Origin of the sequence: Tenggerimyces flavus, from assembly GCF_016907715.1 — a bacterium.
Lineage (GTDB): Bacteria > Actinomycetota > Actinomycetes > Propionibacteriales > Actinopolymorphaceae > Tenggerimyces > Tenggerimyces flavus.
The window spans coordinates 458,816-478,361 of record NZ_JAFBCM010000001.1 but is presented as its reverse complement, the minus strand read 5'-3'; the positions used below and the strand labels follow the sequence as shown (position 1 = coordinate 478,361).

Genomic DNA, 19,546 nt, shown 5'->3' with positions numbered 1-19,546 from the left:
GGCCATGGCCACCCTCATCACGGTCGCGCCCACCGGCGCGGAGACCAGTAAGGCGGACTTCCCGGCGCTCCCCACCACCCTCGAGGAACTCGTCGAGACCGCCCAGCGCTGCGAGCATGCCGGCGCGGCGATGATCCACGTGCACATTCGCGACGCCGAGCACCGGCCGACGCTCGACCTCGGACGGCTGACCGCCACCGTCGACGCCCTGTGCGAACAGACCTCGCTGATCGTTCAGCTCTCCACCGGCGGTGCCGTCACGGACCCGTTCGAGCACCGGCTCCGCGTGCTCGACGCCGAGCCCGACTCGTGCTCGCTCACGATGGGCACGGTCAACTTCGGCGACGACGTCTTCACTAACCCGTGGCCGTTCGTCACCCAGCTGTACCAGCTCACCCAGGAACGCGAGGTCGTCCCGGAGTTCGAGCTGTTCGACCTCGGCCACGTCGCCGCGCTGCACCGGCTGCTGGACAAGTACGGCCTCCCGTACGGCGGCCGCGTGCACTGCGACCTGGTCATGGGCGTGCCCGGCGGCATGCCCGGCGACGCCCGCACTCTCGTCGCCGCGGTCGACGCGCTGCCCGCCGCTGTGACGTCGTGGTCGGCGACCGGCATCGGGCGGACGTCGCTGCCGGTCGCGTTCGCCGCCCTCGCCGCGGGCGGGCACCTGCGGGTCGGCATGGAGGACACGCTCACGTTCGCCCGTCGGCAGCCCGTGACGCACAATGCCGAGCTGGTCGAGCGGGCCGCGCGGCTCGCCGAACTCGCGCAGAGCCCGGCGATGGCGACCGACGCCGCGCGGGAGCTGTTGCAGGTCAAGCGCCGGTAGGCTCGCCAGCGTGAGGGATCCCGTCGTTCTCGCTGAGGTCGTCCGTTCCGGGTTCGTCGAGTGCCGGCACCGCGGCTCGCTCGTGGCCCTCGAGGCGGACGGCTCGGTGGCGTTCTCGCTCGGCGACGTGACCTCGCCGATCTACCCCCGCTCGTCGAACAAGCCCTTGCAGGCAACGGGAATGGTGCGCCACGGGCTCGATCTGGTCGGCGAGTTCCTCGCGCTCACGTCGGCCAGCCACTCCGGCGAACCGTTCCACCTCGACGGTGTCCGCCGCATCCTCGCCGGCGCCGGCCTGGACGAGTCGGCGCTGCAATGCCCGAAGTCGTGGCCGATCGACGACGACGCGAAAGCCGCCATGATCCGCGCCGACGAGCGGCCCGCACGGGTGACGATGAACTGCTCCGGCAAGCACGCCGGCATGCTCGCGACCTGCGTGGCGAACGACTGGCCGATCTCGACGTACCTCTCGCCCTCACATCCGTTGCAGGCGGCGATTCGCGAGACGGTCGAGGACCTCGCCGGCGAGAAGGTCGCTCACGTGGGTGTGGACGGCTGTGGCGCCCCGCTGCTCGCGTTCTCCTTGACGGGACTCGCGCGGGCGTTTCGCGCGCTGGTGTTGGAACCTGAGGGTTCGGCCGGACATCGCGTGGCGTCGGCGATCCGCGCGCATCCCGAGTACGTCAGCGGCACCGATCGGGACGAGGTCGACCTGCTGCGTTCGGTGCCTGGGCTGGTCGGCAAGAGCGGTGCCGAGGCCTGCTACGCGGTGGCACTGCCGGACGGTCGCGTGGTGGCGTTGAAGATCGAGGACGGCGGCCAGCGTGCCCGCCCCGTGGTGATGGCGGCGGCGCTGCGGCGATTCGGGATCGACAACAAGGTGATCGCGGACCAGGCGAGCGGCCCGGTGAAGGGCGGCGGTGAGTCGGTCGGCGAGATTCGTTCGGTGGGGGTGTAGATGTACGAGCTTGCCCAGGTGAACATCGGGCGGATCCTCGCGCCCATGGACAGTCCGGAGCTCGCCGACTTCGTCGCGCTGCTCGATCCGGTGAATGCGGTGGCGGATCGTTCGCCTGGCTTCGTGTGGCGGCTGCAGACCGAGGACGGCAACGCGACGGCGATGCGGGTGTTCGACGACGACTGGCTGATCGTGAACATGTCGGTCTGGTCGTCGCCCGACGCGCTGCTGGAGTACGTGTACGGGCCGATGCATCGGATGGTCCTGCGCCGCCGGCGGGAGTGGTTCGCCCGAGTGGCGGAGGCCATGACCGCGCTGTGGTGGGTGCCCACCGGCCACCGGCCGACCGTGCGCGAGGCGGAGGAACGCCTCGTCCTGCTGCGGGCGAGCGGACCCACGCCGGAGGCTTTCACGTTGCGCGACACCTTCCCGCCGCCCGACCAGCCGCCGGTCCTGGAACGCCGCGACCTGATCGGCTGCGACGCCGACTGAGGTGAACCTCGTCGATCACCTCGAGCTGCACCTCGGTCCGATCCAACGCGGCTTCCCGGGTGGCGGGCTCCAGGTTGCCGAATTCCGCGACGGACCAGTTGCGGGATCGTCGACATTCGTCACGCTCGGGATGAGTCACCACGAGCTGTCGGTTCACGACGACCAAACGGTGAGGCAGGAGCTGCTCATCGCTTGCCGCGAGCCGGTGCCCAAGGCGAACGTGGCTTCCGTCCTCCTCGACCTCGGCGAGCAGGCAATCACTGAGCATTCGGCCTACCTCCGGGGCGACGTCATCGGTCCGCGGGGGCCGATGTTCCCGTCGGGTGAGCTCTGTGCCGTCTACATCGCGGACCCGGTCTCCTTCCCTGAGGCGTTCGCGCGGTTCGAGGGCATCTCGCTCATCTGGGCGGTCCCGATCACTGTCGCGGAGGCGCACTTCGTTGGCGAGCAAGGCTGGCGCGCGTTCGAGCAGCTGCTGGTCGACGGGGACCCGGATCTGCTCGATCTCGAGCGCCCGTCCGTGGTGGAGTGACACGCCTCACTAGCTGGGAGCTTGCGCTTGCTAACTTTTGCAAGCACACTGGTGGCATGAAGGTGCGGAACATCGGGTCGCTCGGCGACTATCTGAAGGAGCAGCGGCGTAATGCTGAGCTGTCGCTTCGGCAGCTGGCCGATCTCACCGGTGTGTCGAACCCGTACCTCAGCCAGATCGAGCGCGGTCTCCGCAAGCCGTCCGCCGAGGTGCTGCAGCAGCTCGCGAAAGCGCTTCGGGTGTCCGCCGAGGTCCTGTACGTCCGGGCCGGGCTGCTCGACCCGTCTGAGGAGAACACCGCGGAGCAGGACGACGCCGTGGAGGTGGCGATCCGCGCCGATCGGGTGCTGACCGAACGCCACAAGCGGGTGCTGTTGGACATCTACGAGTCGTTCCGGCGCGAAGCCGCGAACGAGGAACAGCAGCCGGAACCCGAGAACACCAAGAACACCAAGAAGAAGACGACCACCCAGGAGCGATAACCATGCCCACCGTCGACTACAAGCCGTTCTACGCCGTCGCTGGCGCCGGGGACCTCGCCGTCGAGAAGATCCGGCAGCTGAGCAAGCTCGCGCAGGACCGGCTTGCCACCATCGACACCGACCAGTCCGCGATCACCACGCGCGTCCAGACCGAGCTCGAGACCCGCGCCGACGAGCTGACCAAGCAGGCCAAGGCCATCTCCGACCGTGCCCAGGCCGCGTGGCAGGACGCGCTCGGCCAGGCGAACGAGACGTACGTCGCGCTCGCCGGCCGCGGCGAGAGCCTCGTCGGACGGATCCGCAACCAGGCTTCGACGAAGCAGCTCGAGGACCAGGCCGAGACCACCGTTCGCAGCGCCAAGGCCACCGTGACCTCAGTCAAGAAGGCCGCGACCTCCGCGCGTACCCGCGCCAAGTCGACTGCGACCAGCGCCCGCAAGACCGCTGAGTCCGCTCGCAAGGCCGCTGGTGCCGCCGCCGACAAGGTCGGCGACTGACGCTACGAAATCCTCAACGCAGCAAGGCTTTTAGTTGCTCCGCCGCCGGCGGGTCGAGTTCGCGAAGGATCGCCTCGGCCTGCCGGCGCGCGTCTGCGTCGTCCACCAGGTCGGCGAGTTGCGCGTACGTGCTCGCCTCGCCGAACCGGTCGCCCAGCACCTCGAACACGACCAACGCTTCCCGATAGCAAGACTCCGCCGCCGCGACCTCGCCGCGCCGGACGTACGTGTCCGCCAAGCAGGACAGAGTGTGCGCCTCGTACGCGCGATTGCCGACCTGCCGGTGCATCGCCAACGCCCGCTTGCCGTCGGCCAGCGTCGACTCGTCGGCCCCGAGCCGCCCGGAGTACCAAGCCACGTCGCTGAGCGCGATCGCCTCGCCCACGACGTGCCCGGCCGCCCGGAACAGCGACAACGCCTCGCGCGCCGCTTCCAACGCCGACGCCTCCTCGCCCTGCTGCCCGAACGTCAGGTCGCGGTAATGGTGTGTCCACGCTCGATCGATCGGGTCGGCAGCCAACGCCAGCGCGCGATCGAGGTGGACGTGCGCCTCGTCGAAGCGGCCCAGGTCGGCGTACGCGAAGCCCAGGTACCGGCACGAACGGGACTCCGCCACGGCCGAATCGAGCTGCCGCGAAGCCGTCACCGCCGCGTGCTGCGCCGCCACCCGGTCGTGCCAGAAGCCCTGGCGGTGCAGGTAGACGTGCGTCGCCCATGCCAACTGGCACACGTGCTCGGCCGAACCCAGGCGAAGCAGTGCCATCAACGTCAGCCGCTCGGCCCCGAACCACGCCAACGCCTCGTCCTCGGACGCCAACGCCGTCAGCACGGTCCCCGACGACGGCTCGTCGACCGGGATCGTCTCGCCGTGGCTGAACAGCAGCTGATCCGCCGCCCGCCCCGTGTGCACGTAGTGGTCGAGTAGCCGCCCGAGCGCAGCCGCGTCGTCGGCAGTGCCGAGCTCGCGTGCGTACGCGCGCAATAGGTCGTGGAACGCGTACCGTTCGGGCGTCCGTTCGGTGACGAGATGCGCGCGAGCCAACTCGTCCAGCTCCCGGCGAACCTCGCCGCCCGCCAACGACGCCGCCGCGTCGAGGCCCACGTCCGGCCCCGGATGCAGAGCGAGCAGCCGGAACACCCGCGCTGCCGGCTCCGACAACGACCGGTACGACCACGAGAACACCGACCTCGCACTGCTCGCCGCGTCTCCCGCGTCGAACCCGTCCAGCCCAGCGGACGCAAGCTCCTCGGCGAGCCGAGTCAGCGAGTACGCCGGGCGCAGCGCAGCCCGTGCCGCCACGATCGCCAACGCCAGCGGCAATCCCGCGCACCGCTCGGTCAACGTCGCCACCGCGGCGGGCTCGGCGCGTGCCCGTTCCGACCCCAACCGAGAGGCCAGCAGTGAGCGCGACGCGGCGGCGTCGAGCAGGTCCAGGGCAAGCGGCCGCGCACCGGCGCTCGTGACCAGGCCGGGCAGCTGGCTCCGGCTGGTCACGACCGCCAGGCATCCGGGCGCGCCGGGCAGCAGCGGCGCGACCTGGCCGGCGTCGCGCGCGTTGTCGAGGACCACCAATGTCCGGCTGTCCGCGAGCAGGCTGCGGTACAGCGCGGCCTGGGCGGACGGACTCGCCGGCAGCTGCCGAGGCGGCACCCGCAGCGCCTCGAGGAACCCGCGCAGCGCCTCGCTCGGTGCCAGCGGCGGCTCCGACGGGTCGAAGCCACGCAGGTCGACGTACAGCTGGCCGTCGGGGAACCGATCCACGACCCGATGCGCCCAGTGCACGGCCAGCGTGGTCTTGCCCACGCCCGCCGTACCCGAGATCACCACCGGGCCGCGAGCTTGGACCAGCAGTGCATCGAGTGCGGCCAGCTCCGCCTCACGTCCGGAGAACGGTGAGGCATCCGCTGGCAGCTGCCGAGGCATGACCCCAGGCGCTGAGCCGCCCAGCAGCTCGGCGTGCAGAGCCCGCAGCTCCGGGCTCGGATCCGTGCCCAGTTCGTCAGCCAACCGACGCCGCAGCTGCTCGTACCGCTCCAGGGCCTCCGCGTCGCGACCCGCCGCGCGAAGGGCCTCGAGCAGCCGAGCCCACAAGGACTCCCGCAGCGGATGGCGATCGGCGAGCTCGGTCAGCTCCGGTAGCGCGGCTCGCCGTTCGACCGCGTCGAGATAGCGCTCCCACAGCCGGACCCCGTACGTCTGGGCGAGGACGTCCGAACGCAGGCCGTCGAACGGATCGCCACGCCACAGCTCGAGCGCGTCCGCCAGCCGGCCCTGGTCCAGCAGCCGGCCGAACCGCAGCGCGTCCACGGCCTCCGGCGCCACCGCGAGCGCGTACCCGGAGCCACGCGTCTCCACCGCGGAGTCCCCGAGCATCCGCCGCAGCCGCCGCACGTTGCTCTGCAGGTTGGTCCGCGCATCGACGCCGACATCGACGCCCCAGACCGCGGTGACGATCCGCTCCGCTGGCACGGGCTGGCCCGCCGACATGGCCAGCACCGCGAGCAGAACGGGCAGCCGTTCGCCGGGCAGCTCGACGACGGCACAGTCGACGACCACCCGCAGCGGCCCGAGCAGCTCGATCTCGACCTGCATCACGAGCGTCATTCTTCACTCTGTTGAGTTGTCAAGGTGCGGAGCGAGGCTTGCCTCGCGTCGTGGGGCAAGCTTCGCTCGTACGCAAGCCAACGGCGAGGCGGCGGAGGCGGTCTGTGGACAAGTCGGCGAATCGCAAGCCTGTGGACAAAAACGCGGCTTTCAGCGCCGTTTCAGCGCCGCCTGGTTCGCTCGCGGCCATGACGAACTACGTGACCTCCAACGACGGAACCTCCATCTCCTACGACCGAAGCGGCGAAGGCCCCCAGGTCATCCTCGTCGGCGGCGCGCTCGACGAGGGCGCGGAGAACGAGCCGCTCGCCGCCTGGCTGGCTGACTCCTTCACCGTCTACAACTACGCGCGCCGCGGCCGCGGCAAGAGCGGCACCACCCCGCCGTACGCGGTCGAGCGCGAGATCGAGGACCTCGAAGCGCTGTTCGCCGAGGCTGGCGGCCGTGCTCACCTCTTCGGCGCCTCGTCGGGCGGCGGGCTCGCCCTCCGCGCCGCGGCGGCGGGGCTGCCGGTCGACCGGCTCGCCGTGTACGACGTCCCGTTCTGCATGGACGACGCGTCCCACGAGCGAGCCCGGGTGTACGCCGCGAAGGTCGGGCCGGCCGTCGCCGAGGGACGGCTCGACGACGCACTCGAGCTGTTCCTGTGGTTCGCCGGTTCCGCGCCCGAGGAGATCGCCGGCATGAAGGCCTCGCCGTACTGGCCGTCGATGACCGCGGTCGCGCACACGCTCGCGAGCGACGCCGCCTGCATGGGCGACCACCGCCCGCCGGCCGAGCTCGCCAAGATCACCTGCCCCGTCCTGGCCGTGGACAGCGGCGCCAGCGCCGGGTCGGAGGGGATGAGCGGCCTGCCGAAGGACTTCTTCGCCAGCGCCGCCAACGCCATCGCAGCCCTCGTTCCGCACGCCGAACGGCAGACGTTCGCCGACCAGGGCCACGTCGGAGCGCCTGACGTGCTCGGTCCGGCCCTCAAGAAGTTCTTCCAGCCCTGAGAGAAACCAGGGTCCACGCCCCAGGCGGTTGTCGGCGCGAGCAGTTACCCTCGTAGCGTGTTCAACATCCTCGCGATCCCGGGCCAGATCTCTCTGGTGCTCTTCTTCGCGCTCCTCGTGATGAAGATCTGGGCGCTCGCCGACGCCGCAGTCCGGCCGACCGAGGCGTTCCCGGCCGCGGACAAGCAGACGAAGGTGTTCTGGCTGGTCCTGCTCGGCGTCGCTGTGGTGCTCGATCTCGTCTTCCGGGGCAGCCCGCTCAGCATCACGGGCCTGCTCGGCACGGTCGCCGCCGCGGTCTACCTCGCCGGCGTCCGGCCCGCGGTCAAGGAGGCCAGCGGGCGCGGCCGGCGCAGCGGTGGCAACGACGGACCGTACGGACCCTGGTAGTCACCACCGGCTCCGGCCGACCTGTCACGCTCTTCGCCCACGGCCTCGTCGGCTCCATAGCCGAGACGAGGCCGTTCGGCTCTGGCGTCCGAGGCACGCGCACGTTCCTCGACCTCGCTGGCCAGACGTACGCCGCGCTCGAAACGCAGCTCCGCGAGGCCACCCACGCCGCCGAGGCGACGAGGGCACTCGGCGTCTCGATGGGCGCCGGCACGATCCTCCGAGGGCTCGACCTGTTCGACCGGGTCGTGCTCGTGCTCCCCGCGGCCCTCGACCAGCCGCGCACCCAGGCAGCGGCGTTTCTCACGCTCGCGCGGGCGATCGAAACCGCGGACGAAGCGCGCATCGCGGACGCCCTCAGACAAAGCCAGCCGGAGGCCGTCCGGGACCGCAGCGACGTCCTCGACTGGTCCCGAGCCCGCGCCCACGAGTTGGCCGGCAGCGACCTCGCAGCCATGGTCCGCGCCCTGGCCACACAGCAGCCGATCGACGACCGTGCGGACCTCGCCGGCTACGCGGGCGAGGTGCTCGTGCTCGCGCAGGAGGGCGACGCCCTGCACCCGGTCGAGGTAGCGGTGGAACTCGCGGAGACGTTCCCGAAAGCCAGGCTCGAGGTCCTTCCGCCGGGCGGCCTGATGTGGGCACATCGGGCGAAGGTCCGCGAGGTCGTCTCCGGCTTCCTGAACGAGGACTGAGCTGGCGTACCGTTCGCTCATGGACGACACCGCCGCCACCGACCAACACGGGCGGACCACCCGACTCGAACTCACCGACCAAGCCCTGCGCGACTGGAACGCCACGGTCCTGCACGCCTCCGCCGAGGACGGCATCGTGCTCGACCGTTCCGCCTTCTATCCCGGCGGCGGTGGTCAACCGCCGGACGAGGGCGTGCTGCTGTGGGGCGGGGTACGGACCCGGATCGTCGGCGCCCGCAAGGGCGACGACCTCCACCTGATCCCGCACGACGACGACCCCCTCCCTCCGGTCGGCACGAGCGTCGAAGCCACGCTCGACGACGAACGCCGTACCGCGTTGATGCGTACGCACTCCGGCCTGCACGTGCTGTGCGGGGTGGTGTTCCGCGACTACGGCGCACTCGTGACGGGCGGCAACATGACGCCGCTCGAGGCGCGGATGGACTTCAACATCGAGGCGGTTCCCGAGGGCTTCAAGGAGCACGTGACCGCCGCGATCAACGCCGAGGTGGCCGCGGACCGGGCGATCGAGGTCCGCAGCCTGCCCCGCGCCGAGGCGTTCGCGATCCCCGACATCATCCGCACCGCGACCAACCTCGTACCGGAGACCGTCGAGGTCGTCCGGCTCGTCGACATCAAGGGCCTCGACGTCCAGGCCGACGGCGGAACCCACGTCGCCTCGACCAAGTGGATCGGCGAGTTGGAGATCGCCAAGATCGAGAACAAGGGACGTGGGTTCCGCCGCGTCCGGCTACGGGTGAAGGCCTGACCGGGACTGCGTTCCGAATGCCTGCGGCCCGGGCAGGTCGTCCGGACCCGTAGGCACCGGGATGCCCTCGCAGGTCCTCGCGCCCACCGAGCCTGTCTCGAAGAACCGCGCCACCCGGGCGAGGCAGTCGGCGGAGTCCAGCACCGAGCCGTGGACGTCGTCGTCGATGGTGACCACCTTGCCGCCGACGGCGTCGTGCATCTCGGCAGTCCACTCGAACACCGATGGCGTCTCCCACCGGTGCCCCGACAGAACGAGCGAGCCGCCGCCGTGGTGCAGGCGGATGCGTTCCACGGGGAGCGACCAGCCCGCGCACGGCGGCAGGTAGTGGCTGGTCACGCCTGTGACCGGGTAGCGGCGCAGCCTGTCCTGGTACGCCTTCCACGCGGACTCGAAGTCACGGCGGCCGCCGTCGCCGTTGCAGAAGATCGCCTGCCCTGCCGTCTCGTTGAACAGCTCCGGCAAGCCCGCGGGCGGCTCGCCGCCCGGACCCGGCCCGCCGATCAGCCGCTTCAGCGACTCCGGCGCGGTCGTGCCCGTCCAGGTGCGCAGATCTGCCAACGCACGCGCGAAAAGCGTCCAGTCGACGGACGGCACGCCCGCGGTCAGCCCGATCTCGAAGCCGCCGATGGGGAACGGTAGATCGGTGAACTGCCGAGGGTTCGCCTCGAAGTCCGCGCGCATCGCGGCCAGCGTGGCCTCGACCTGCCGCCCCGTGCGACCGAGGTGGTACGTGTCGTCGAACCGCGCGATCCACGCCGCGAACCGGGTGAAGCTCCGGTGCGTGGCCATCGCGCGTTCGGCCTCGAACCGGTCCATCCGCGGGTCCGGGATGGCGACGCTGTCCACCCACATCCGGCCGGTCTTGCTCGGGAACAGGCTCCGGTAGACCGGGCCGAGCCAGCTGCCCCAGGACACCCCGTAGTAGTTCAGCTTGCGCTCGCCCAGCCCGGCGCGAACCCGGTCGAGGTCGCGGGCGATGTTGCCGGTCGTGATCTGGCTGAGGAACGCGGGATCCTTCGCCGCGCACGCGCGACTCGCGCGGACCAGCTCGGCGTACTGCTGCTTCGCCTGCCGCTTGGTGATCGGCGATGTCGGAGGAGGCCCGTCGGCCGGCTCGCAGTCGACCTGGGTGCTGTAGCCGACGCCGCGCGGGTCGAAGCCGATCAGGTCGTAACGCTCGTTGAGCTTCGCGGTGCCCGGGCGCAGCCCGAACTGGATCGGCAACAGGTAGCCCGCGCCGCCAGGTCCGCCCGGGTTGAGCGCCATGCTGCCGAGCTGGCGCTTCTGGTCGGTCGCCTTCAGCCGCGTGATCGCGACCGTGATCGTCCGGCCGCGCGGCTTCCGGTAGTCGAGCGGAACGGCGACCGTTCCGCACTCCGCGCGCGCCCAGAGCTCGTGGAAGGCCGGTCGGTCGGCGGGTGGGAGGCCGAGGAACTCCAACACCTCGTCGGAGTACGCCGGACACTTCGTCCAGGTGACAGAGGCAGGCGGCGCGGTGGCGAACGCGGGTGCCGCGATCACCATCGGGCCGGCGACCGCCATCAGGGCGGCTGCCGCAGCGAGCGAATGTCGTCTCATGCGGCAAGTCTCGGAACGTTGGCGCCGTCGCACATCTACCCGTGGATATGTATGAAGACATAACCGTGGTCAGATTCGCCAAGCCCGCAACCCACCTAGGCTCGGCCCCGTGAACACAGTCGTCGCCCACCTGACCAGCGTGGTCCGCAGGCCGTTCGTCCAGGACGCAGGCCTCGCCGCGCTGCTTCTCGTGGCGTCGATCGTGATGAGCGACACCGATGCGGCACCGACGTTGCTGGACCCGCGGATCGGGCTGCAACCCGTCGGATCCCTGCTGTGGTGGGTGTTGGCGGGTGCGGGCATCGCCTCCGTGCTCGTGCGGCGGCGCTGGCCCGAGCCAGCGCTGGCGTGCGCGACGGTGGCGGCACTCGTGCAGATGGCGGTCGCGATGGGTCCGATGCCGGCGAACGTGGCCGTGCCGCTGATCCTCTTCACGATCGCCGCAGGGAGGTCGCGCACGTTCTCCCTGTGGATACTCGCAGCGATGATGCTCGTCGTTCTGGCATGGTCTGTGTACGTCACGTTCGACGGACGAAGAGATGGCTGGCTGATCGTCGAGCCGTTCACCGACGGTCGGGCGGCGCCAGCGGTGCGGCCCGAGCCGCCGGTGCTTCCCGAACTACCGGTGCCACCGGAGCCACCGGAGCCGCCGGTGCCACCGGTACCGCCGGAGCCGGACCCGTCGGTCTCGCGCGGACCGACGGACTGGGGCGGGATCCCGATCCTCGCCCCGGTGCTGGTCGCCGCCTGGGCGATCGGCTGGAGCGTACAGAGCCGTCGTGCGTACCTGGACGAGCTCAAGGCGCGGGCACGCGACCTGGAGCGCGAACGTGACCAGCAGGGCGCGCTCGCGGCCGCGGCCGAACGGACGCGGATCACCCGCGAGCTGCACGACGTGGTCGCGCACGGGTTGTCGGTGATCGTGATGCAGGCGCAGGGAGGCGTGGCGGCGTTCGAGAAACGCCCGCAGGCGACGCTCTCCGCGCTGAACACGATCGTGGAGACCGGGCGCGCCTCGCTCGCCGACATGCGCCAGGTGCTGGCGGCGGTCGGGCCGGTGGACGGCTCGCGTCATCCGGTTCCCGGACTGGCGCAGCTGCCCAAGCTGGTCGAGCAGGTGCGGAAGGCAGGCACGCCGGTCTTGCTGCACCTCGAGGGCGAGCCGGACGTCCTTCCGATCACCGTCGACCTGGCGGCGTACCGGATTGTGCAAGAGGCATTGACGAACGCGATGAAACACGCTGGTCCCGGAGCGCGGGTGCAGGTGACGATCGAGTACGGAAAGGACGCCTTGACAGTGGAGGTGAACGACAACGGCGCCGGAGACGCCGTCGCCGATGGCGCGGGCAACGGCCTGCGTGGGATGCGCGAGCGCGTCGAGACGCTGCGCGGAGAGCTCTTCGCGGGACCTGTCGAGGGCAAGGGGTTCTCGGTGCGGGCTCGGCTCCCCCTGGGAACGGAGGCCACGCTGTGATCCGCGTGCTGCTCATCGACGACCAAGCCCTGTTGCGCGGAGGGCTGGCGTTGATCATCGACAGTGCCGACGACATGGTCGTCGTGGGAGAGGGCGGCGACGGCTCGGAGGTGATGGAGCTGGTCGCGCAGACCTCGCCGGACGTCGTACTGATGGACATCCGGATGCCCGACGTCGACGGAGTCGAGGCGACGCGGCTGGTCCGTGCCGCGGGGCCGGAGGCGCCGAAGGTCCTCGTCCTTACCACGTTCGACCTGGACGAGTACGTCTACTCGGCCCTGCGTGCGGGGGCGAGCGGATTCGTCCTCAAGGACATCCTGGCCTCGGACCTGCTCGTCGCCATCCGAGCGGTGGCCGGGGGCGACGCGATCGTCGCGCCGGCGGTGACTCGACGGCTGATCGAGCGGCACATCGGGGCACCGGATGACGTGGTGCCGAACGTCGACGTGGCGCTGCGCGAGCTGACCGAGCGCGAATGCGAGGTGCTCGAGCTGATCGCCCGCGGGCTGTCCAACTCCGAGATCGCCAGCACGCTCAACCTGACCGAAGGGACGGTGAAGGGATATGTGAACAGGATTCTGGCCAAGCTCCGGCTGCGCGACCGCGTGCAGGCCGTCGTTCTGGCGTACGAGTGCGGCCTGGTCCGCGCCGGAGCGGCCTAGCCGGCGGCGCGTTGTGTCCGGGCACTGATGGTGCGGAGGTAGGCGACCAGCTCGGGCGGTTCGTGCACCTCGAACTCGCAGTCGAGCCGGATCAGCCGGAACGCGAGGTACTCGACGGTGTCCTCGTGACTGACGTACCGACAGGTGATCGCGTCCAGCTCGGTGAGTCCCTCTGCCGTCCCGAATCGCCTTGCCACCTGGGCGATCGGTGCGTGCAGGGTCACGGCGGCCGAGAAGACCGGCGCCCGCGAGTACGCCTGCTGCCGGACGTGCTCGGCGACGTCCTTCGCCGGCAGCGGCCGCGGACGGACGCGGTGACCGGTCGGGCGCAGATCGCGGAGCCGGTCGACGCGGAACGTGCGCCAGTCCGCGCGATCGAGGTCGTACGCGAGCAGGTACCACTGCCCGTTCTGCGAGATCAGGCTGCGCGGCTCGACGTTCCGGTCGGTGTGCGAGCCGTCGGCGGCGACGTGCTCGAAGCGCAGGCGTTCGCTGTTCTCGATCAGCGCGGCGAGCTGGGTCAGCAGCTCGGGGTCGACGGTCGGGTCGTTCCGCAGCGAGAACGGGACGGTCGCCGCTCCCAAGGTAGTGACTCGGCGGCGTAGCCGTTTCGGCAACACCTGTTCGAGTTTCGCCAGCGCGCGGACGGACACCTCGTCGATGCCGGCGATGGCCTGGCCGGCGGCGATCCGGAGACCGATCGCGATCGCGACCGCCTCGTCGTCGTCCAGGAGCAGCGGCGGCATGGCCGTTCCGGCGACGAGCCGGTAGCCGCCCTCGGGTCCCATCGCGCCCTCGACCGGGTAGCCGAGCCCGCGCAGCCGGTCGATGTCGCGCCGCACTGTCCGGGTCGTGACCGACAGCCGGCGGGCAAGCTCGCTGCCCGGCCAGTCGCGCGGCGTCTGGAGCAACGACAGCAGGTGGAGCAGGCGTTCGGAGGGATCGCTCATGTCTTCGAGAATGATAGCTGTATAGGACAGAATCGGTCCTACACGGATCCTAGGGTCGAAGACATGACGACGACAGAGATCAGGCCCTTCCGCATCGAGATCCCGCAAGCAGAGTTGGACGATCTGCACTCGAGGCTGGCGAACGCGCGCTGGCCGGAGCAACTGCCCGGCGACGGTTGGAGCCGCGGCGTCCCGGTCGAGTACCTCCGCGAGCTGGCCGAGTACTGGCGCGACGGCTTCGACTGGCGGGCGCAGGAGGCGCGGCTGAACACGTTCCCGCAGTTCGTCACGACGATCGACGGGATCGACGTGCACTTCCTGCACGCCAGGTCCGGAAACCCGGACGCGCTGCCGCTGCTCCTCACGCACGGCTGGCCGAACTCCGTGGTGCAGTTCGTCGAGCTGATCCCGCAGCTGACCGAGCGCGGGTTCGACGTCGTCGTGCCGCACGTTCCCGGGTTCGGCTTCTCCGGCAAGCCGCCGGAGACCGGCTTCGGCGTCGCGCAGGTCGGCCGGATGTGGGCGGAGCTCATGCGCAGGCTGGGCTACGAGCGGTACGGCGTGCAGGGCGGCGACCTCGGCGTGTACGTCTCGCAGGAGACCGCGAAGGCGGACCCCGACCGCGTCGTCGGCGTGCACCTCGACAGCGGCGTCGGCCTGCCGACCGAGGACCTGCTGCCGGAGCTGAACGAGGAGGAGCGCGGCCTGTACGACCAGATGCAGCAGTGGGCCAGCCTGGGCGTCGACCACCACATGTTGCTGAGGCACTACCCGCAGACGATGGCGTTCGGCTGGAACGACTCGCCGATCGGACTGCTGGCGTGGCTGCTGCAGAAGTTCCACGAGTTCACGTTCGCCGTACCCGTGCCGGACGACGCGATCGACCGCGACCTGCTGCTGACGAACATCAGCCTTTACTGGTTCACGCAGAGCGCGGGCTCGTCGTCGTGGTTGATGTACAACAGCGTGAAGTTCGTCTGGCCGAGCGGGCAGAAGGCGGCGCCGACCGGCCTCTACAGCGGGCCGCCCGGGATCCGCCGGCTGGCCGAACTGCAGAACGACATCAGCCAGTGGTCGACCGACAACCCCGGCAGCGGCCACTTCATCGCGATGGAGAAGCCCGAAGCCCTGGCCGCGGACATCGCGACGTTCTTCGACTCACTCGCCTGAGCGACGGTTTGCGACGTGGCATCGCCTTCGACGAGACTACGAAGGCGATGCCACGTACCGACCTCGACCTGCACCTCGACGTGCGACGCGGCCCGAGAGTCGGCCGTGCGCTCGAGCAGGCTCTCCGCGACGCGATCCGCGACGGGCGGCTCCAGCCCGGCACGCGCCTTCCGGGTACGCGCAGCCTGGCTGCCGAGCTCGGCGTGGCCCGCGGCACGGTCGTCGAGGCGTTCGCGCAACTGATCGCCGAAGGCTGGCTCGTCGGCCTGCCCGGCTCCGGAACGAAGGTGGCGAGCAGCACCGCGCCGGCGCTGGTCGAACGGGCAGCGCCGGCACTGATCGACCTCCGGCCGGGGCGACCCGACCTCAGCTCGTTCCCGCGGTCGGCCTGGTCCGCCAGCGTTCGGCGCGTCCTCGCGACGGCGACGCCGGAGTCGCTCGACGTCCCCGACCCCGCCGGGCTTCCCGAGCTTCGCCACGTGATCGCCTCGTACCTCGCCCGCACCCGAGGCGTCCGCGCGACAGCCGACACCGTGCTGGTCACCGCGGGCTTCGCGCACGGACTCGCCGTTCTCGCGCACACGTTCCGAAGGCTCGGCCTGGACAAGGCGGCGACCGAAAGCCCTTGCCTGTCGATGCATCGGCAGCTCCTGGCCTCAGCTGGCCTCGACCTCGTGTCGATGCACGTCGACGAGCAAGGGGCCGATCCGGCCGGTCTCGCCGACGGAACCCGAGTCGCACTCCTCACACCCTCACACCAGCACCCGCTCGGCGCCGCGCTCTCACCGAGCAGGCGAACGGCCTTCCTGGACTGGGCGAAAGCCCAGCAGGGGTACGTCGTCGAGGACGACTACGACGGAGAGTTCCGGTACGACGGCCAGCTCCTCGGGGCGTTCCAGGCAGCCGACCCCGACCGCGTGATCTACGCCGGCAGCGCGAGCAAGGCGCTCGCCCCCGGCATGCGCATGGGCTGGCTGGTCCTCCCGCCAAGGTTGCGTCAACTTGCCCTTGACGTCGCCAGTGACCTCGGCGCCTCGGTCTCGGCCATCGACCAGCTGGCGTTGGCCGACTTCGTCGAACGGGGCGACTACGACCGCCAGGTACGGCGTGCGCGCCGGGCGTACCAGCGCAGGCGAACCGAGCTCGCCGAGCGCATCGAGGCGCCACTGATCGGCATCGACGCCGGGCTGCAAGCCGTCGTCGAGCTCGAGTCCGCCGAAGCCGAACGAGCGCTGGTCAAGGTCGCCGCCAAGGCAGGCTTGCGGATGCACGGGCTGAACTCGGCCACGCACTGGATCGCGCCGAACACCCACGCGGCCGCCTTGCTGATCGGCTACGCGACGCCGCCCGCGCACTCCTGGCGGCAGGCGCTGGACCTCCTCAGCGACCTGATTCCCAAGCCCTGAACGCCTCTCGCCATGACGGGTACCGCGGCGTCCAGCCCAGCGACCGCGCGTACCGATTGGACTCGCCGCGAGCCCAGCCGTTCCGTTCCGCCTCCGACGAGGACGGCGGGGGCGCGCCAACAGCCTGGCAGAACGCGGGCACCCACGCCGTCCCCGGAGCTGGCTCGTCGTCGCACAGGTTGACCGGCCCGGACGGCCACTCCACCGCGAGGACCGCGGCAGCCGCGGCGTCGTCGACGTGGAGCCAGCTCGTCACATCGTTGTCCGCGACCAGCTTGCCCGCCCTGGCCTCGTCGGCCTTGAGCCCGTCCGGGCGGTACCAGGTGCCCGGTCCGTAGAACAGTCCGTACCGGAGCAACACCGCCTCGGGCGCCGCCGAGGCGGTCCGCTCGAGGTCGACGATGTCCTGCACCGAGGACTTCCTAGCCCCCTCGGAGTCGAGGTCGAGCGGCTCGTCCTCGCCCGCGGGCTCGGCGCCCGGTTCGTAGATCCATCCCAGGCTCTGCACGACCAGCCGCCGGACGCCGGCCGCCAGCGCGGCGTCGACGAGGTTGGTCGTGCCTTCCCGGCGTAGCCGGGCGTTGGCGTCGACGTCGTACGCGGTGAGGTCGGTCAGCTGGTCCATGACGACGTCCGGACGAGCGGCGGCGACAGCCGCGAACACCTGCTCCCGGTCGTACGCGTCGACCACCACGGGAGTGGCACCAAGATCGCGCAGCAACGCGGCCTTCTCCGAACGGCGGGTCGTCCCGGTCACCTGGTGGCCGGCGGAGACGAGCAACGGAACGATGCGGCGACCGACCACCCCGGTCGCACCGGCGAGGAACACATGCATGGCTTCAGTCCTTCAACGTCGTCAACGTGGACACGTTCTCCACGCTAGAGCCGCCATCGGCCGGAGCACTGGACCGGTGAGCAGCGGATCCGGTGGACCAGTTCAGTCCTCCGCGGGCAGCTCGCGCCGGCGTTCGTTGCCGTCGAGAGCCGGCTGTTCGCCCTCGGGCTCGCCGGCGAACGCCTTGGAGACGCTCGACAAGGCCGACGTCACCTCGCTCGGGATCACCCAGAACGTGTTGCCCGGCCCCTTCGCCAGCTCCGGCAGCATCTGCAGGTACTGGTACGCGAGCAGCTTCGGATCCGGATCGTTGCGGTGGATCGCCTCGAAGACCGTGTCGATCGCCTTCGCCTGCCCCTCCGAACGCAGGATCGCCGCCTGCCGATCGCCTTCCGCGGTGAGGATCGCGCCCTGCTTCTCCCCTTCCGCCGTGAGGATCTTGGCCTGGCGTACGCCCTCCGCCGTGAGGATCGCCGCACGCTTCTCGCGGTCGGCCCGCATCTGCTTCTCCATCGAGTCCTTGATCGACGGCGGCGGGTCGATCGCCTTCAGTTCAACGCGATTCACGCGGATGCCCCACTTGCCGGACGCCTCGTCCAAGACGCCGCGCAGCGTGGTGTTGATGTGCTCGCGTGAGGTCAGCGTGCTCTCCAGCGCGATGCCGCCGATCACGTTCCGCAGCGTGGTGACGGTGAGCTGCTCGATCGCCTGGATGTAGTTGGCGATCTCGTACGCCGCCGCCCGGGGATCGGTGACCTGGAAGTACAGCACCGTGTCGATGTGGACGACGAGGTTGTCCTCGGTGATCACCGGCTGCGGCTGGAACGAGACCACCTGCTCGCGCAGGTCGATCAGCGGCCGGACCCGGTCGATGAACGGGATCACGATGTTCAGCCCCGGCTCGAGCGTCTTGACGTAGCGACCGAGGCGTTCGACGTTGCCCGCCCTTGCCTGCGGCACGATCCGCACCGAACGCATCACGACGATGATGGCGACGATCGCGATCAGAATGCCGGCTATCAGCGCATCCACGGTTCCTCCTGAGGATGGACGAGCGCGGTGGCCCCCTCGATGGCGAGCACCTCGACGGTGGCGCCGGCCGGGATGACGAGCGACGGGTCGTACGAGCGTGCCGTCCACTCCTCGCCGCCGATCCGGACCCGGCCCGCGTTATGCGTGACCTCGGTGAGCGCGAGCGCGTCCTTGCCGATCAGCGCGCTGATGCCCATCCGCATCACGGGCGGCGTCTTGAGCTGTTTCATCGCGATGGGCCGGACGAAGAGGACCAAGAGGATTCCGGTGAGCGCGAACGCCGCGACCTGGAAGCCCAGCGGCAGCCCGACCGCGGCGACCAGCGTCGCCACGATGGCAGCGGCGGCGATCAGGGCGAGGTTCAGCGTGAGCGAGAGCAGCTCGGCGATTCCGAGCGCCATCGCCACGATCAGCCAGATCACCCATGCCTGCACAGGCTCACCCGCCTCAGGGGTCACACCGCCGGTACTCGAAGGTAACCCCATTTGCGCCGAGCCGCAGCCCCGGCTCGTCGAAGAAGCCCAGCGAGGACGTCGGAAGCCGCATGACTGGCGGTCGCATGCGGCGAAACTGAGCGAGGCGGGGCTGCCAAGAAGGACTAGCGGTGCAACCGCGTCACGATCCGGGGTGCGGTTGGCGGCATCGGTGATGATGAGGACATGCGGCTGACGTTGATCCAGGGCGACATCACCACCCAGGAAGTCGACGCGATCGTCAACGCGGCGAACTCGCGGATGCGTGGGGGAGGTGGTGTCGACGGCGCGATCCATGCCGCGGGCGGGCGCGCGATCCTCGACGACTGCGTGCAGCGGTTCCCGCACGGCCTGCCGACCGGGCAGGCCGGCTGGACGACCGCCGGCGAGCTGCCCGCCGACTGGGTGATCCACGTCGTGGGGCCGAACTGGAACGCCGGTCAGCGCGACCCGTCCCTGCTCGCCGCCTGCTACCGGAACGCGCTCGCCGTCGCCGACGAGCTGAGCGCCCAGACGATGGCGATCCCGGCGGTGTCCGCCGGGATCTACGGCTGGCCACTCGAGGACGCCGCCCGGATTGCGGTCGAGACCGTACGGTCCACGCCTAGCAAGGTGGAAGAAGCCCGGTTCGTCCTGTTCTCGAAGGAGATCCATGCCGCCTTCGAGGCGGCGGCCGCGGAATGAGCTGACCGCCCCGTCGGTTGACGCTTTCAGGGATC

21 protein-coding genes are annotated in these 19,546 nt (G+C 70.3%); 15 read left to right on the top strand and 6 right to left on the bottom strand.

Annotated features, from left to right (window positions below; all coding sequences use genetic code 11):
- Window positions 1-4 precede the first annotated feature (4 nt).
- From JOD67_RS02420 to JOD67_RS02395, 6 genes are read left to right on the top strand one after another with little or no spacing between them, the layout of a single operon-like run.
- Complete coding sequence (locus JOD67_RS02420) at window positions 5-829, top strand: beta-keto acid cleavage family enzyme (RefSeq protein ID WP_205114504.1); 825 nt, start codon at window positions 5-7, stop codon at window positions 827-829.
- A gap of 10 nt (window positions 830-839) precedes the next feature.
- Entirely contained in the window at window positions 840-1,787 is a 948-nt protein-coding gene (locus JOD67_RS02415) for an asparaginase (protein WP_307782248.1), read from the top strand.
- Entirely contained in the window at window positions 1,788-2,279 is a 492-nt protein-coding gene (locus JOD67_RS02410) for a DUF3291 domain-containing protein (RefSeq protein ID WP_205114500.1), read from the top strand.
- A gap of 1 nt (window position 2,280) precedes the next feature.
- Window positions 2,281-2,811 (top strand): suppressor of fused domain protein, encoded by a 531-nt coding sequence (locus JOD67_RS02405; protein ID WP_205114498.1) that lies wholly within the window; start codon window positions 2,281-2,283, stop codon window positions 2,809-2,811.
- A 56-nt stretch (window positions 2,812-2,867) separates the two neighbouring features.
- A complete protein-coding gene (locus tag JOD67_RS02400; RefSeq protein ID WP_205114496.1) occupies window positions 2,868-3,293 on the top strand; it encodes a helix-turn-helix domain-containing protein in 426 nt (141 codons plus the stop codon).
- A gap of 2 nt (window positions 3,294-3,295) precedes the next feature.
- Window positions 3,296-3,790, top strand: coding sequence for a hypothetical protein (locus JOD67_RS02395; RefSeq protein ID WP_205114494.1), 495 nt, complete (start codon window positions 3,296-3,298; stop codon window positions 3,788-3,790).
- A gap of 13 nt (window positions 3,791-3,803) precedes the next feature.
- On the opposite strand, the gene JOD67_RS02390 is transcribed toward JOD67_RS02395, so the two are convergent.
- Window positions 3,804-6,395 (bottom strand): AfsR/SARP family transcriptional regulator, encoded by a 2,592-nt coding sequence (locus JOD67_RS02390; protein ID WP_205114493.1) that lies wholly within the window; start codon window positions 6,393-6,395, stop codon window positions 3,804-3,806.
- Between the two features lie 188 nt (window positions 6,396-6,583).
- On the opposite strand from JOD67_RS02390, the gene JOD67_RS02385 reads away from it, so the two are divergent.
- The 4 genes from JOD67_RS02385 (at window position 6,584) to JOD67_RS02370 (ending at window position 9,244) form a co-directional block, all read left to right on the top strand.
- The gene (locus JOD67_RS02385; RefSeq protein WP_205114490.1) at window positions 6,584-7,390 is read left to right on the top strand and encodes an alpha/beta fold hydrolase; all 807 of its coding nucleotides are present in this window, start codon (window positions 6,584-6,586) and stop codon (window positions 7,388-7,390) included.
- A 57-nt stretch (window positions 7,391-7,447) separates the two neighbouring features.
- The gene (locus JOD67_RS02380; protein WP_307782247.1) at window positions 7,448-7,780 is read left to right on the top strand and encodes a DUF2516 family protein; all 333 of its coding nucleotides are present in this window, start codon (window positions 7,448-7,450) and stop codon (window positions 7,778-7,780) included.
- Between the two features lie 200 nt (window positions 7,781-7,980).
- Window positions 7,981-8,475: an alpha/beta fold hydrolase gene (locus tag JOD67_RS02375; protein ID WP_205114489.1), complete on the top strand. Its 495-nt coding sequence runs from the start codon at window positions 7,981-7,983 to the stop codon at window positions 8,473-8,475.
- 19 nt (window positions 8,476-8,494) lie between these two features.
- Window positions 8,495-9,244 (top strand): alanyl-tRNA editing protein, encoded by a 750-nt coding sequence (locus JOD67_RS02370; protein WP_205114487.1) that lies wholly within the window; start codon window positions 8,495-8,497, stop codon window positions 9,242-9,244.
- On the opposite strand, the gene JOD67_RS02365 is transcribed toward JOD67_RS02370, so the two are convergent.
- On the bottom strand, window positions 9,227-10,825 hold the full coding sequence (locus JOD67_RS02365) for an alpha/beta fold hydrolase (RefSeq protein WP_205114485.1): 1,599 nt from the start codon (window positions 10,823-10,825) through the stop codon (window positions 9,227-9,229). The two genes, JOD67_RS02370 and JOD67_RS02365, sit on opposite strands and share 18 nt — an antisense overlap.
- A 109-nt stretch (window positions 10,826-10,934) precedes the next feature.
- Between JOD67_RS02365 and JOD67_RS02360 the strand changes: the two genes are divergently transcribed.
- Together JOD67_RS02360 and JOD67_RS02355 are read left to right on the top strand one after the other, a co-directional pair.
- Window positions 10,935-12,299: a sensor histidine kinase gene (locus tag JOD67_RS02360; RefSeq protein ID WP_307782246.1), complete on the top strand. Its 1,365-nt coding sequence runs from the start codon at window positions 10,935-10,937 to the stop codon at window positions 12,297-12,299.
- Complete coding sequence (locus JOD67_RS02355) at window positions 12,296-12,961, top strand: response regulator (RefSeq protein ID WP_205114483.1); 666 nt, start codon at window positions 12,296-12,298, stop codon at window positions 12,959-12,961. Before JOD67_RS02360 ends, JOD67_RS02355 begins: the two co-directional genes overlap by 4 nt.
- Here the strand turns inward: JOD67_RS02355 and JOD67_RS02350 are convergent.
- Window positions 12,958-13,911 carry a helix-turn-helix transcriptional regulator gene (locus JOD67_RS02350; protein ID WP_205114481.1) on the bottom strand — a complete coding sequence of 318 codons (954 nt, stop codon included), beginning with the start codon at window positions 13,909-13,911 and terminating at the stop codon, window positions 12,958-12,960. The two genes, JOD67_RS02355 and JOD67_RS02350, sit on opposite strands and share 4 nt — an antisense overlap.
- Before the next feature lie 63 nt (window positions 13,912-13,974).
- Here JOD67_RS02350 and JOD67_RS02345 point away from each other — a divergent pair, with 63 nt between their 5' ends.
- On the top strand, window positions 13,975-15,081 hold the full coding sequence (locus JOD67_RS02345; protein WP_205114479.1) for an epoxide hydrolase family protein: 1,107 nt from the start codon (window positions 13,975-13,977) through the stop codon (window positions 15,079-15,081).
- Window positions 15,082-15,128: 47 nt separating this feature from the next.
- Window positions 15,129-16,487 carry a MocR-like pyridoxine biosynthesis transcription factor PdxR gene (pdxR, locus tag JOD67_RS02340; protein WP_205114477.1) on the top strand — a complete coding sequence of 453 codons (1,359 nt, stop codon included), beginning with the start codon at window positions 15,129-15,131 and terminating at the stop codon, window positions 16,485-16,487.
- Here pdxR and JOD67_RS02335 read toward each other — a convergent pair.
- From JOD67_RS02335 to JOD67_RS02325, 3 genes are all read right to left on the bottom strand, one after another.
- Window positions 16,462-17,322, bottom strand: coding sequence for an NAD-dependent epimerase/dehydratase family protein (locus JOD67_RS02335; RefSeq protein ID WP_205114475.1), 861 nt, complete (start codon window positions 17,320-17,322; stop codon window positions 16,462-16,464). The genes pdxR and JOD67_RS02335 overlap by 26 nt on opposite strands.
- 102 nt (window positions 17,323-17,424) lie before the next feature.
- On the bottom strand, window positions 17,425-18,354 hold the full coding sequence (locus JOD67_RS02330; RefSeq protein WP_205114473.1) for an SPFH domain-containing protein: 930 nt from the start codon (window positions 18,352-18,354) through the stop codon (window positions 17,425-17,427).
- On the bottom strand, window positions 18,342-18,776 hold the full coding sequence (locus JOD67_RS02325; protein WP_307782245.1) for an NfeD family protein: 435 nt from the start codon (window positions 18,774-18,776) through the stop codon (window positions 18,342-18,344). The genes JOD67_RS02330 and JOD67_RS02325 overlap by 13 nt, the downstream gene beginning before the upstream one ends.
- 237 nt (window positions 18,777-19,013) lie before the next feature.
- Here JOD67_RS02325 and JOD67_RS02320 point away from each other — a divergent pair, with 237 nt between their 5' ends.
- Entirely contained in the window at window positions 19,014-19,511 is a 498-nt protein-coding gene (locus JOD67_RS02320; protein ID WP_205114469.1) for an O-acetyl-ADP-ribose deacetylase, read from the top strand.
- The last annotated feature ends 35 nt before the right edge of the window (window positions 19,512-19,546 follow it).